This is a genomic window from Xenorhabdus ishibashii (assembly GCF_002632755.1).
GTDB lineage: Bacteria > Pseudomonadota > Gammaproteobacteria > Enterobacterales > Enterobacteriaceae > Xenorhabdus > Xenorhabdus ishibashii.
In genome coordinates, this window is record NZ_NJAK01000001.1 from 1,660,118 (window position 1) to 1,674,705 (window position 14,588).

Annotated in this window: 13 protein-coding genes; 5 read left to right on the forward strand and 8 right to left on the reverse strand. The window is 42.7% G+C overall.

Going from position 1 to position 14,588, the window contains the following annotated elements; translation table 11 throughout:
• Positions 1-4 precede the first annotated feature (4 nt).
• From recF to dnaA, 3 genes are read right to left on the reverse strand one after another with little or no spacing between them, the layout of a single operon-like run.
• A complete protein-coding gene (gene recF / locus Xish_RS07955) occupies positions 5-1,096 on the reverse strand; it encodes a DNA replication/repair protein RecF (protein ID WP_099117406.1) in 1,092 nt (363 codons plus the stop codon).
• Between the two features lie 17 nt (positions 1,097-1,113).
• Entirely contained in the window at positions 1,114-2,214 is a 1,101-nt protein-coding gene (gene dnaN, locus Xish_RS07960) for a DNA polymerase III subunit beta (protein ID WP_099117407.1), read from the reverse strand.
• A 4-nt stretch (positions 2,215-2,218) separates the two neighbouring features.
• Entirely contained in the window at positions 2,219-3,607 is a 1,389-nt protein-coding gene (gene dnaA, locus Xish_RS07965; protein ID WP_099117408.1) for a chromosomal replication initiator protein DnaA, read from the reverse strand.
• A 734-nt stretch (positions 3,608-4,341) separates the two neighbouring features.
• On the opposite strand from dnaA, the gene rpmH reads away from it, so the two are divergent.
• The 5 genes from rpmH (at position 4,342) to mnmE (ending at position 8,169) form a co-directional block, all read left to right on the forward strand.
• Complete coding sequence (gene rpmH / locus Xish_RS07970; RefSeq protein WP_000831330.1) at positions 4,342-4,482, forward strand: 50S ribosomal protein L34; 141 nt, start codon at positions 4,342-4,344, stop codon at positions 4,480-4,482.
• Positions 4,483-4,499: 17 nt separating this feature from the next.
• Positions 4,500-4,859, forward strand: a complete 360-nt coding sequence (rnpA, locus tag Xish_RS07975) for a ribonuclease P protein component (protein WP_074024322.1) — start codon at positions 4,500-4,502, stop codon at positions 4,857-4,859.
• Complete coding sequence (gene yidD, locus Xish_RS07980; RefSeq protein ID WP_047771132.1) at positions 4,823-5,083, forward strand: membrane protein insertion efficiency factor YidD; 261 nt, start codon at positions 4,823-4,825, stop codon at positions 5,081-5,083. The genes rnpA and yidD overlap by 37 nt, the downstream gene beginning before the upstream one ends.
• A 2-nt stretch (positions 5,084-5,085) precedes the next feature.
• A complete protein-coding gene (yidC, locus tag Xish_RS07985; RefSeq protein WP_099117409.1) occupies positions 5,086-6,702 on the forward strand; it encodes a membrane protein insertase YidC in 1,617 nt (538 codons plus the stop codon).
• Between the two features lie 102 nt (positions 6,703-6,804).
• Positions 6,805-8,169, forward strand: coding sequence for a tRNA uridine-5-carboxymethylaminomethyl(34) synthesis GTPase MnmE (gene mnmE, locus Xish_RS07990; RefSeq protein WP_099117410.1), 1,365 nt, complete (start codon positions 6,805-6,807; stop codon positions 8,167-8,169).
• A 104-nt stretch (positions 8,170-8,273) separates the two neighbouring features.
• Here mnmE and Xish_RS07995 read toward each other — a convergent pair whose 3' ends face one another.
• The 5 genes from Xish_RS07995 to Xish_RS08015 form a co-directional block, all read right to left on the reverse strand.
• Positions 8,274-9,362: a saccharopine dehydrogenase family protein gene (locus Xish_RS07995; protein WP_099117411.1), complete on the reverse strand. Its 1,089-nt coding sequence runs from the start codon at positions 9,360-9,362 to the stop codon at positions 8,274-8,276.
• Positions 9,363-9,551: 189 nt separating this feature from the next.
• Positions 9,552-10,118, reverse strand: a complete 567-nt coding sequence (locus Xish_RS08000) for an NAD(P)H-dependent oxidoreductase (protein ID WP_099117412.1) — start codon at positions 10,116-10,118, stop codon at positions 9,552-9,554.
• A 106-nt stretch (positions 10,119-10,224) separates the two neighbouring features.
• The gene (locus Xish_RS08005) at positions 10,225-10,968 is read right to left on the reverse strand and encodes an SDR family NAD(P)-dependent oxidoreductase (protein ID WP_099117413.1); all 744 of its coding nucleotides are present in this window, start codon (positions 10,966-10,968) and stop codon (positions 10,225-10,227) included.
• Positions 10,969-10,981: 13 nt separating this feature from the next.
• Positions 10,982-11,746, reverse strand: a complete 765-nt coding sequence (locus Xish_RS08010) for an SDR family NAD(P)-dependent oxidoreductase (protein ID WP_099117414.1) — start codon at positions 11,744-11,746, stop codon at positions 10,982-10,984.
• Complete coding sequence (locus Xish_RS08015; RefSeq protein ID WP_099117415.1) at positions 11,743-14,586, reverse strand: aminotransferase class III-fold pyridoxal phosphate-dependent enzyme; 2,844 nt, start codon at positions 14,584-14,586, stop codon at positions 11,743-11,745. Before Xish_RS08015 ends, Xish_RS08010 begins: the two co-directional genes overlap by 4 nt.
• Positions 14,587-14,588: the final 2 nt, after the last annotated feature.

Consider the following 14,588-nt stretch of genomic DNA (forward strand, 5'->3'; position numbering starts at 1 on the left):
CATCTTAATCCTGTGGTTGAACCTCTATTTTGCCATGTTCTACGCGAAACATCCTGCTATTTACATCAATCATGTCTGTAACTTGCCCGGATGTGATTGCACTGACAAACACCTGAGCTTGCGTAGATTTTAGACGCTCGGCTAATAGCTGACGACGGCCGGCATCCAATTCTGAGGCAAAATCATCAAGCAGATACAGGCATTTTTGCCCGCTCTGTCGGGTGAAATATTCACCCTGTGCTAACCTCAATGCGCACATCAGTAACTTCAACTGACCACGGGACAGCATATCTTCTACTGGTGTACCGTCCACCCTGATCCGCAGATCGGCTTTATGTGGGCCAGAAGCGGTGTAGGTTAGCGATCTGTCGCGCTCAAACTGCCGCGCGAGCAGTTGTGCATATTCACTCTCTTTGTCCCAACCTTGCTGGAAGCTGATACTGAGTGTGAATTCAGGTAAAAATTGTTTGCAGGTTTTTTCTATATCCTCGGAAATTCCTGCAATATATTCCGCCCGCCATTGACTAATATCGGTTGCCAATGGGACGAGTTCTCGATCCCAATGCTGAATTTGGCTGTATCGGGTGACTTGTCGCAGAGCCGCATTCCGTTGCTTAAGCAGTCTTTTCAGGTTAACCCAGGCAGCAAAAAAGCGTGGCTCATTGTGAAAGCATCCCCAGTCAATAAAGGCTCGACGATATTTCGGGCCACCATTTAGCAACGTAAAACCTTCTGGCGTGATGAGTTGCATCGGCAGTATTTTCGCTAATTCAGCAATTTTATGTCCATCACTGCCATCTATTCTGACTTTGCTGTCGCCTTGGCGGTTTTTGCTTAATCCCACTGACAAGATACGTTCATAGGATTGCTGAGCAAGTCGCCCATGAAGAATGAACTCTTCGCAATCATGGCGAATCACCCTTCCTGCCTGAATACTGCGAAAAGCACGGCCATGACCCAATGTATAAATGGCTTCCAATATACTTGTTTTGCCGCTACCGTTTGGCCCAACCAGAAAATTAAAACCGGTTGCCAGTGGCAAGTCAGCATCCGCGATATTACGGAAATCGCGGATCAGCAAACGCGAGAGAATCATATAATGAGTTAATTTTGTTACAGGCGCATTGGCATCACGACATAAGTCGCAGCCTGGCTGGCTGAATTCTCAATTTTTACGCTGGATGTGGCATCGGTTAGCAGGAGACTCACTTGCTCGCATTTCAATGCGTTTAGAACATCCAATATGTAGCTGACATTGAAGCCAATTTCCATTTCAGTACCCTGGTAACTGACATCAACAATCTCTTCCGCTTCTTCTTGCTCTGGATTATTAGCGGTAATTCTAAGCTGGTTTTCGCTTAAATAGATGCGTACGCCCCTGAATTTTTCATTGGATAAAATCGCTGCCCGCGAAAATGCCTGTTTAAGCATGTCGCAATTGGCTTCCAATGTTTTATCAGGATTTTTGGGTAATACGCGGCGATAATCAGGAAAACGGCCATCAACCAGCTTCGATGTGAAGATAAAATCACCAACATGGGCACGAATGTTATTGCTGCCAATCTGCAATTGCAGTGGATTGTCACCGCCATCCAGCAGACGCATTAATTCAATAACGCCCTTACGCGGGACGATCACGGAATGGGATGGCAGATTTTGCCCGATGCTCATGGAGCAAACTGCCAAACGGTGACCATCTGTGGAAACGGTACGCAGTTCTTCGCCTTCAGTTTCAAACAACATACCATTCAAGTAATAGCGAACATCCTGATGCGCCATGGAAAATTGAGTGGATTCAATCAGGCGTTTCAGTGTGGCCTGAGGTAAAGAAAATTCGACTTCGCTCTGCCAATCATCAAGATTGGGAAAATCTGAAGCGGGTAGAGTAGAGAGTGAAAAACGGCTGCGACCAGAACGAACAAGAATTCGATCGCCATCCAGTTCTACACTGATTTCTGCTCCGTCAGGCAACCCGCGCCAGATATCGAAAAATTTACGCGCGGGAACAGTGGTTGCACCTTGTTCATGTGGCTGGGTAAGTGTCACCCTAGCCTTCATTTCCATTTCCAAATCGGTGCCCGTCAGTAGCAGGGAGCCTTCTATTACCTGCAATAATAAGTTGCCTAAAATAGGCAGGGTAGGGCGACCGCCTAAGGGGCTGCTAACCTGTTGCAGAGGTTTTAATAATTGCTCACGTTCAATGATAAATTTCATAGCGCTAGGAAGACAATGTTCTGATTAAGTTAGAAAAATCCTCTTTGATGTCGTGACTCTCTTCACGTAGTTGTTCGATTTTACGACAAGCGTGAAGTACAGTTGTATGGTCACGCCCACCAAAGGCATCCCCGATTTCAGGCAAGCTGTGATTGGTCAGCTCTTTTGCCAACGCCATTGCCATTTGTCTCGGACGGGCAACGGAACGTGAACGGCGCTTGGAAAGCAGATCCGCGACCTTGATTTTGTAATATTCAGCCACAGTTTTCTGAATATTATCAATGGTTACTAGCTTTTCCTGTAGAGCCAATAAGTCACGTAATGCTTCGCGGACAAAATCAATAGTAATCGCACGGCCTGTAAAATTGGCATTGGCAATGACTCGATTTAAAGCACCTTCGAGTTCACGAACGTTAGATCGCAGGCGTTTAGCAATAAAGAAAGCCACTTCCCCAGGTAGTTGGATTTGATTTTCGTCTGCTTTCTTCATCAGAATAGCAACGCGAGTTTCCAGCTCAGGCGGTTCAATGGCAACAGTCAATCCCCAGCCAAAACGGGATTTTAACCGATCTTCGACGCCATTTATCTCTTTTGGATAGCGATCGGATGTCAGAATAATCTGTTGATTACCTTCTAACAGAGCATTGAACGTGTGAAAGAATTCTTCTTGGGATCGCTCTTTATTTGCAAAAAATTGAATATCATCGATCAATAGAGCATCCACTGAGCGATAATAACGTTTAAACTCTTCTATCGCATTGTTTTGCAATGCTTTTACCATATCCTGAACGAAGCGTTCAGAGTGCATATAAACCACTTTTGCATTGGCCTTGCGTGCCATAATGCTATTGCCGACAGCATGCAAAAGGTGGGTTTTGCCCAATCCGGTTCCGCCATAGAGGAACAGAGGATTGTAGGCCCCCCCTGGATTATCAGCCACTTGTCTGGCGGCGGCTCTGGCGAGTTGGTTAGATTTACCTTCAACAAAGTTATCGAATGTATGCTTGGGATTAACATTGGAACGATAGGATAACTCTGGCTGGATCTTTGCGTTGTCCCAGCTTGGGCGTACTGATGTACTGGACGGCGCAGCAGTCACCGGCATATCGGCAATGATTTTCTGAGATTTAGACTGGCTTGGCGAAACAGGCTTATTCCCTACTTCAAAACGCAGTAACGGTACTTCAGGACCACAGAAATCATTTAATAACAAATTGATATTATTAATATATTTCTCTCTTACCCAATCCAACACAAAACGGTTGGGAGCATAGAGAGCCAAAGTGTTATCACTCAGTTCTGCCTGAAGGGGTCGTATCCACATACTGAATTCTGTGGCAGGTAACTCATCCTGCAATCGGGCAAGACATTGCTGCCAAAGCGAAAGTGACACGGCGAACTCCCCTAAAACAAGACCAATAAAAGAAACCGGAATAAAAGATACGTTATATTGGGCACAAGGCGTTATTCCTCATGGCGAGGAAGATAGCATGTACCTTGTGGCGATTTTTAACATCATCGCTCCCCAGAAGCCCACATAATCTGTATATAGAGAGACTGGGATCGGGATCAACGATCATAACGCAAAAGACGACACAAATCCTCATTCTTTTACACAGCTTTGACGCTTTTTATCCACAGGGAGATCACCATGCTTTGGCACTTGCAGAATATAAAGGCCCATAAGAGATACTGTAGTGTAATCATGATATATAGCAAACTTCATTTAATTATCGTTTGAAATTCAATATGCAAATAATGTTATGTTCATACAGTAAGAATGCAGCGATCTGTGTATGATCCTTGCGCTTTATTACACAGTCCGTATAATCTTGCACCCTGCGTGTTACGCCAACGATTTTTTCCGGTTAGGTCTGGTGAGGATTTGGGGTTAGCACTTCGGGTAGCAAAAAGTCTGACCTGTCTGTGATTGAAGTAAAAAATCCGACAGGGAGGCGGTCAGGCTCGTGTCATCTTAGATTGACGAGGGGTAGTACATTTTATTACAATCCTGCCTCTTTCTCTATATTGATGTTGCGACTGAGGCATCGGTGTCTACTTTATTCTCACTGGTCGCCAACGCATTTGCTGAATCAGTAACAAATTTTAAGTTAGGTAGAAATCGCTATGAAACGCACTTTTCAACCATCCGTACTGAAGCGTAACCGTTCTCACGGCTTCCGCGCTCGTATGGCCACTAAAAATGGTCGTCAGGTTCTGGCTCGCCGTCGTGCGAAAGGCCGTGCTCGTCTGACTGTTTCTAAGTAATAAAGCTAACCAACCAAGTGGTTAAGCTCGCTTTTCCGAGGGAGTTACGTTTGTTAACTCCCGAGCATTTCACTTATGTTTTCCAGCAGCCGCAACGGGCAAGCTCCGCAGAGATCACGATTCTTGGACGCTTGAATGAGCTGGGGCATCCCCGCATCGGTCTAACCATCGCCAAAAAGAATGTTAAACGCGCCCATGAGCGTAATCGCATTAAGCGACTGGCTCGTGAAAGTTTTCGTTTAAACCAGCATAAATTGCCTCCAATGGATTTTGTGGTTTTGGTGAGGAAAGGGGTCGCTGAGCTCGATAACCGTGAGCTAACGGAAGCTTTGGGCAAATTATGGCGTCGTCACTGTCGCTTGGCTCGCGCCTCCTGATTGCTTTGATCAGAGGCTATCAGTTAGTGATTAGTCCACTGCTGGGGCCTCGTTGTCGTTTCAATCCTACCTGTTCCCACTATGGCATAGAGGCATTGCGCAGGTTTGGGATGATAAAAGGCAGTTGGTTAACAGTGAAACGCGTATTAAAATGCCACCCTTTACACGAAGGTGGTGATGATCCTGTCCCACCTAAAAAAAACGACGATAACAGAGAACATTAACGATGGATTCGCAACGCAATCTTCTTCTCATCGCTCTGCTGTTTGTTTCGTTCCTGGTCTGGCAGGCGTGGGAAAATGATAAAAACCCACAACCAACGACCCAGATCACGCAGCAAGCAAATACTACGCTGAGTAGCGAAGCAAGCAGTGGGCAAGGTAAACTGATCACCGTAAAAACGGATGTGCTTTCATTGTACATCAATACCCGTGGCGGTGATATCGAGGAGGCTGATCTGCTGGCCTATCCTGATACCCTCGGTTCCAAGACCCCGTTTAAACTGCTGGAAACAACCCCTGAATTCACTTATCAGGCTCAAAGTGGATTAACGGGTATCAATGGTCCAGATAATCAAGCTGAACGCCCGCTTTATCATGCCACTCAGAATAGCTTTGTTTTGGCTGATGGACAGAATGAATTGCGTATTCCAATGACTTATACCGCGCCGGACGGCGTTGTTTATGTCAAAACCTTCGTTTTAAAACGTGGCGACTATGCCGTTTCTGTTGATTACAACGTCAATAACGTCACTGATAAACCATTACAGATGGCGTTTTTCGGTCAGTTGAAGCAGAGCGTTGAGCTGCCAAAACATCGTGATACTGGCAGCAGCAACTTTGCCCTGCATACTTATCGTGGTGCTGCTTACTCTTCTGATGAAGAAAAATACGAAAAATACAAATTTGATGATATTGAAAGTAAAGCGCTTGCCGTAACCACAAAAGGCGGCTGGGTAGCGATGCTCCAGCAATATTTCGCCACTGCGTGGGTGCCGGAAGAAGGCAAAACCAGTACTTTCTATACCAAAGACCTGAAAAACCAAAAAATGGCGATAATCGGGTACAAAGGTGAAGACATCAATATTGCGCCAAACAGCCAGCAAAATATCTCTTCTACCCTGTGGGTTGGCCCTGAAATTCAGGACAAAATGGCAGCGGTTGCACCACATCTGGATCTGACCGTAGATTACGGTTGGTTATGGTTTATTTCTCAGCCGTTATTTAAGTTGCTGAAATTCCTGCATGAGTTCATCGGTAACTGGGGCTTCTCCATTATTGCGATTACCTTTATCGTGCGCGGTATCATGTATCCGCTGACTAAGGCGCAATATACCTCAATGGCGAAAATGCGCCTGTTGCAGCCAAAAATCACGGCAATGCGTGAGCGTTTTGGTGATGACCGTCAGCGTATGAGCCAGGAAATGATGGCGCTGTATAAGACAGAGAAAGTAAACCCGCTGGGCGGCTGTTTGCCTCTGGTGATTCAGATGCCAATCTTCCTCGCATTGTATTACATGTTGATGGGTTCTGTTGAGTTGCGCCATGCCCCATTCATTGGTTGGATTAAGGACTTGTCTGCTCAAGATCCTTACTACATCCTGCCATTGCTGATGGGTGTGACCATGTTTGTTATCCAGAAACTGTCACCGACAACCGTGACTGACCCAATGCAGCAGAAGATCATGACCTACATGCCTGTCGTGTTCACTGTCTTCTTCCTGTGGTTCCCGTCTGGTCTGGTGTTGTACTACATCGTCAGTAACCTGGTTACCATTATCCAGCAGCAAGTTATTTTCCGCAGTCTGGAAAAACATGGCTTACATACCCGCGAGAAAAAATAGCTGGTTTTTTAATTAAAACAAATATAAGTGGAAGGCGGTCATTGGCCGCCTTTATTATTTCAGTTTGAAAGATAACGAACATAGGTCAAAAGAGAGAATTTCATGAATACCACCGATACGATAGTCGCTCAGGCCACTCCTCCGGGACGAGGCGGTGTAGGCATTCTGCGTATTTCTGGCCCTAAAGCTGCGGAAGTTGCCAAGGTGGTATTGGGCAAACTCCCAAAACCTCGCTATGCCGATTACCTGCCCTTCCGTGATGCGGATGGTTCTGTACTTGATCAAGGTATTGCACTTTACTTCCCTGGTCCAAACTCCTTTACGGGAGAAGATGTTCTGGAGCTTCAAGGACATGGTGGGCCGGTTATTCTGGATCTGCTGCTAAAACGTATTCTGACTATTTCCGGTGTACGCATTGCCAACCCAGGCGAATTTTCTGAACGTGCTTTTCTCAATGATAAGCTCGATTTGGCACAGGCAGAAGCCATTGCGGATTTGATAGACGCCAGCTCTGAACAGGCCGCACGTTCCGCGATGAACTCCCTGCAAGGTGCATTCTCTAACCAAGTCCATGAAATGGTGGAGGCGCTGACTAACTTGCGGATCTACGTTGAAGCCGCGATTGATTTTCCTGATGAAGAGATTGATTTCCTTTCTGATGGCAAAATAGAAGCCAAGTTGGATGAAGTAATTGCAGAGCTGGAGCACGTTCGTTCACAGGCACGTCAAGGCAGTTTGCTACGCGAAGGAATGAAAGTCGTGATTGCAGGTCGCCCGAATGCGGGTAAATCCAGTTTGCTCAATGCACTGGCAGGCCGTGAAGCCGCGATTGTGACTGATATTGCAGGGACAACGCGCGATGTTTTGCGTGAACATATCCATATTGATGGAATGCCGCTGCATGTGATTGATACGGCAGGCTTGCGTGAAGCCAGCGATGAGGTGGAACGTATTGGTATTGAGCGGGCATGGCAGGAAATTGAGCAGGCGGATCGAGTGCTGTTTATGGTGGACAGTACGACAACCGATGCCGTTGAGCCTGCACAAATTTGGCCGGAATTTATGGCTAAACTACCAGAATCCCTGCCTGTCACGGTCATTCGAAATAAGACAGATATGACTAAGGAAGAAACGGGCGTTACGGACGTCAGTGGCTATACATTAATTCGTCTCTCTGCCCGTGATGGGGAAGGTATCGATTTTCTGCGTGATCATCTAAAAGAGACAATGGGTTTTAACAGCAATACAGAAGGCGGCTTCCTTGCCCGTCGTCGTCACTTGCAGGCATTGAACACAGCAGCGGAACATTTACAGGAAGGCCATCAACAACTCGTTTTTGCCCGTTCAGGGGAACTGCTGGCAGAAGAACTGCGTTTGGCACAGCAAGCATTGAGTGAAATCACCGGTGAATTTACTTCCGATGATTTATTAGGCCGGATTTTTTCGAGTTTTTGTATTGGGAAGTAAAAGAGCGATTCTTTGACCTAACAATCGTGGTGCTGTTGTGAGTTCTCGGCTTTTTATCCAGTTAAATTTGTTATTCAGGGTCAACCACAACAGCATATGTTTTTTTACTCTACGTCACTATTAACACTGAACTGAATATGTTCTGTCGATAACAGCATTTTCAACTTTTCAATATCTAAGAATATTTCGCCAGTACTGAAGATCGCCGGAGCATTATTCTTTATCTGTTCCGTTAACTGTATCACTAAAGCCGCCGCCCCTGTTGCTGTTAAATGCGTCTGCCCTTCTGGATCCATCAGTTGAAAACAGACACACTTACGATATCCTTTTCTATCAATACCTTGTATATCCGTGCGAATTTGATGCTTATATCCTTGGCCTGGATTATATAAGATTTTTCTACGAAGGCCGGTCGCTATTCTCGTTGATAATAGTTTCCAAATCCCTTTTTTAACCAAGAAAGATAATAGCTGATTACTCTTAGGATTATCAAAACCGATTCTGGTTGCGACAGTTTGTGCATTTGTAATTAAAGGTAATATAAATTGTTCGGGCATATCAACACGAAAAACTTTATGGTAGTTACCATCACCAAATAAAATCATACGTTCATCAGAGAAAGGAAAAATCTTTTGATATTTACCCTTGTTTTTTACTATAAAAGGGGTTGTCAGCCTATCCAGATAATAAATTGAGTTTGGTCCAGCTTTGTCATGCAAAGAATATAATACACTTATATCGATACTCTCAATACTTGTGAATGACTGACTGATATCATTGATGAATGCTGCTACAATTCCAGCCATCCATGATGATGCAAAAATCATATGATTCGGTTTTTGGCTTTGCATAACGGCTGCTTTACTGAGTGCGATTTGTAAAGGTTCCGTCCAACGTGTTATATCCACATACGCGATATTATTCTGATGTGCAAAATGTAATAATTTGTCTTCCGTATCATTAACCAAGGTTAATATGATATCAATTTTTAATTTATTGGATACAGAAGGGTTTTCAATATCAAATAACAAATATGTTGAATTAGTCAGTGTATTAGACAGTTTTTTGGCTTTGTCAATATCCCTTCCGGCAATAATTAACGCTAAATCAGGATGATATTTATTAAGGATTTGTGCAACTTGACGACCTACAACACCATAACCACCAACGAGTAATATAGAAATGTTATTCATTTTATAGTCCTAACATATTTCATTAAAAAATAGTCCAGCACATTAATTTTAGTGACGATGAGAGGTTTGACAAAAAATTAAAATGAGATTACGCCAGAATATTAGAGTCTGGCGTTGATAGTAATGTGGCTACCAATATAGAGTAAACCAGTGAAAAAATGTCAGTAAATTCTAAATAACCATCTATTCCTAAATAACTATCGATTCCAGCATGCTTTTTCTTTCTTCGTCACTGACCTTAGGAATAGCATAAAAAGGGATAACGTCAACGGGAGAAATACCCACTAGACCTAACGTTCCAAAGGTCATGCTGCGCATGAAGTGATCTATTTCCATACCATTTTGGATTAAAATATTTTTTTCAGTTCCTAAAGTGATAAATACCGTTGCGGTTTTTCCTGTTAAATAAGGAATAAAAGTATTTTCATCTTCATAATAAGCAAAACCATTAGAAAAAACTCGGTCAATCCAACCCTTAAGTATGGCTGGCTGACCAAACCACCAGATGGGATAAATAAAAATAAGATGATCAGATTCTTTCACCATAGTTTGACTTTTCGCAATGTCCGGCAATACCTTACCTCTGTGCAGAGCTTCAAAATCTGGGCTATCAAGTATAGGATTAAATTGCTCATCATAAAGAGAAATAAGGCTGTATTCTTCACCTTTATTAACTATTTCACTAATTATCTTTTCTTTAATGGCATGATTAAAACTTTTAGGATTAGGATGAGCGTAGATAATCAAGTGCTTCATTTTTTTGATTTACTCCTTTAAGCAATAAAAAAATAAACGTTTGGAGGGGATGAGTGAATATTTACAAACACACCCAGAACAACAATGATGTAGCAATAGCTCTATTTTACATGCCTCCTCTTTCACCCCCATCAATGGTTAACCCCTGAGCTGTAATCATAGCAGCCTCAGGAGAAATGAAAAACATGACTGTACCGGCAACATCCTGTGGACTAACTAAACGTCGTAATGGAATTCTTTTAGCTGCCCTTTTTAATAAGACGGATGTTGAACATCCTAATAATTGCGCCTGGGGTTCCAGACCTCTGACAAACATTGGTGTATTTACCCAAGCAGGCAACACGGCATTGACCGTAATATGTCGCTTCGCGAGATCCAGCGCTAATGATTTGGTTAAACCAAGTAAAGCATGTTTTGATGCACAATAAGCTGTATTACGGGTTGTCCCTATCTTGCCAAGGATAGATGAAATAATGACAATTCGCCCACCAGAAACGATATCAGGTACAACCTGTGATAATAGACGCTGAGTCGAATGTAGGTTGGTTGTCAGTACCAAATCCCAGATATCATTTTGGTCAATATCATTATCATCCGCTTTACCATGGCTAACAACGATCCCTTTTATTTCACGCTCTTTAACCAGAGGCATTAATTCGCTGGTTAATGCTTCCTCTTCAACTAAATCGATTTGAAGGGGATGAATATAGTCTGGTGATTGTTCGACTAACTCATTTAATCCATCCCGGTTAATATCAATGGCAATAACGTGATATCCAGCCGCAACAAGTTTTTGGCAAACAGCAAATCCAATACCGCTTGCTGCACCAGTCACAATAAATGTTAGCATTGATTTTCCTTATTTAACTGAGTGCTATGCCACCATTAACATTAATAACCTCACCCGTTATATAATTATTTTCTATAAGAAAATGTATTGCACTGGTAATATTATTAACATGCCCAACTCGTTTGAGTATTACTTTATTATTGACTAATTCCTTATATGTACTTAATAAATTCTCTGTCATCTCTGTTTGAATAATTCCCGGTGCGACAGCATTAACCCGAATATTTTTAGGCGCTACCTCAACGGCAAGCGCCCGTGTCAATGATTCTATTCCACCTTTAGTTGCCGCATAAATGGACTGGCCTTTATTTGGCTTGCTGGCTGAAATGGAAGAGATATTGATAATGTGACCACTCCGCTGTGGTATCATCGCTTTCAGCACTTCACGGCTACACAAAATATAGCTCAACAAATTGTTATTGATCAGTAATTCAATATTTTTAGTTTCCATTGTCGCCAGCAACCCATCGCGGGTTATCCCGACATTATTGACCAGAAGATCAATACGACCAAATACGTTAATCACCTTATTAATAAATGTATTAACTTCTTCAGCTTTAGCCAAATCAGCCTTAATAGGTAAGATATCTGGGTAAATTAACTTAATTTCGGCAATAAAATCAGTTAATTGAGGAGTTTCATTTCGATAACAAAAAGCGATCCGATATCCCCTCGCCAACAAACTTAAAACGATAGCTTTACCAATACCTTTACTGCCTCCCGTCACAATGGCATTTTTTGTGATGGTGTCTGATCTTAACTCTCCGTGATGGTTCATAAACTTGAATTCTCTTTGATATCAGATAAAGTGAAATTATGTTTTCTGGCGATTGCCATAATATCAATCACCTGATCAGCAGAAATATTCCCGTATGAAAAATTCCCTTGGTACTCTTCTAACCCCAATAAAATCGTTTCTGCCATGCAAGCATAAATTTGCCCTTCCTTTAAATAGGCACGGACACGATTATCTAAACTATCATTGTGAGGTGTCTGAACAATTCCTCCCCGCAATATTTTGATATCTGGCCGACTAAGAACATCTTCGTCAGAAAGGTTATGTGGTACTGAAATATCACAGACAATTGCTTTTTGTTTGATTTTTTCAACCGATAAAAAAGCCTCTGAAGCATTCGACGCACACACAATCACATCACAGTTTTCAATATCAGAAATATTTTGAGAGGTGTAGATAAATGTCTGAGTGGGGTAATACTGATTCAAATAGTGCTCTATCTCCATTCCAATATTTGTCTTACCAATGAGATAATCAGCAGGCATAGTGGAAAGACCATCAACTATTCTTTTTGCTAACCCTTCAGTGACTGGCATCTTGTTAATAATAAACTGGTTATAGATATTTTCATAAATATGGTATTTCACTCTATCCAGTTTTTTCAGCGAACCGTGATTACTGCTACCTATCAAGATCATTTCTTGAAATTGAGGGCCTAATATCTTTGCATAAACACTTCCGATATTCCCTGCCCCTCCCACAATCGCTATCCGCATGTTAGTGCTATCTCGATCGGTAATACTTTTCTGCAAGGCTTCAATGCCAATGCCTATAGTCAAAGCATTACCTGTTGTCACGTTGATTGACGTATTTTTTAAGGATTTGCCATTATTGGTGATGATAGACGTAAACATGCCCAACCCAACGACCATATTCCCTTCAGAGGCTGCTTGAGTAACCCGAACTTCAATTTCATGCCGTAAGCGCCCTAACTCATTTTTTTCTAGTGCTTTTTTGATCATTTTTGACGTCACTGTCAGTGGATAGAGCGTGAATTCCACCGATTTACCCTTATCCGAACGGATACGTGCCGCTTTGAAAGGTTTGGTTGCGAGATTAAAGGTGGAATTTTCGACAAACAGCTCTAATTCTTCATCACTAAATATGCTGAGTGAGGGATCAACCTCCCTAAGCCCGCTTGCGGAAATCAGATGATTAATAAAAGCCACTTTATAGTCAGCCTCTCTGTCATCATTCTGCGAGGCTTCTATCCGCCGATAATCTGTAGCCACAGTGTGATCCTTTTTCCCAAGCATGGGAGCAACGATAAACCCTGCGTCAGCATGACGGATCGCCAGACAAACTTTGGAAAGGGCATCAACAAACCGAATAATTTGTTCAATTTCCAGAAATACTGAGGGTTCTACACGAATAACGTTTGCTGCACTTCCAGAAGGGGCGACACGAATGTGGCTACCACACAATAAATGCCCACTAATCACATAGCCTAAGCTACCTTGTACGGCAATATTTTGTAAGATATAGGAGTCAGAATTAATGACATCATGAAACTCTATTCCCCAGATCAATCCCTTGCCACGAACATCTCGAATGACATCAGGATACTGTTCTTTCAGCGCATTCAACCGTGTTCTGAATTCCTCCCCTAACTGAGTCACTTGTTTTAGTAAGTGGCGCTGGTCAGCATGCAGAAGATTGACGAAATCATGTGCTACCCGACAAGAAAAATCATCTTCACCAAAGGTGGAGCTTTGGATGACATCAAATCCCGGTGTAAAACTTTCCTGACGGATAGCCACTACCCCAATTTTGACATATCCCGCTCCCAAGGCCTTGGAAAGAACGTAATAGTCTGCATCAAGATCGACATCACTGGATGCGACTAAAAACCCACATCTTCCTGATCCTGATTGAACTTCATCAGCAATAACAGGGCAACCCAATATCTGTTTTAGCCGGTTAATTCCGCTAATTTGTTCTGCATTAAGCGGGTAAACGCCGCCCTCTCCCTGTATAGGTTCTACGAGAAATGCGGTAACAACTCTGAATGGTTTCTTCGTTAAAATAATTTGGTTATTCTCTTCTTGCGGTAACCACAACCAACTATTAAAAATATCATTGGCTTTTTCACCCATGCTCGCAAATTCATTCAATTTTTCAGAAGAAAGGAAATGCGTGTCTATTTTCATTCTTCTTAGATAATGACGATACATGGCACCATGCGTACAGTTGGCCGTCATGATCATTTTTCCATGAAAAGCATGTTCAAGAACTAAGAATGTTGGTTTTGTATTCAATCGTTCCTGAACAAACGCCATCAAGGCTAATTTTATCTCTTCGACAGTGGCATTTGCCCCCAATTGCAAACGCTGGCGCTGTTCCTCTGTCAGTACAATTTCTTTATCAGCACTGATTTTGGTAATCGCTGTTACGACTTCCTGCTCTAACTCTTCAAGTTGAGCATTACGTGTAAATTCTGCACTTTTCAGTGCAACTTCCATCGACTCCGCCCCTGTACTCGCAAAACAGAAGATAAAATCACGATGAGTTCCAGTTTCTTCTTTTAGTAATTCATTAAGACGTTCAGCTAATAATGCGGCAGGTTTTCTGATGGAAAATTGGTTATGAACAGGAATTTCTTCATCAAGATAGGACTTTATTTTTTCTCTTATAAAAGGAGAGTTATGGCCTAATAATGTCGCACCATATCCTCCCAAGAGATCCAAGACAGGAATTTCTTTATCATTTTCATCTTTGTAATAGAGAAAATTACCTGCTGCCCGGTGATAAGTTCTGTTTAAACCAAGTGAAATTAATGCCTGAGTTAGCTGAGGTTTACAAAAAATAGCGTAATTTTCCATTG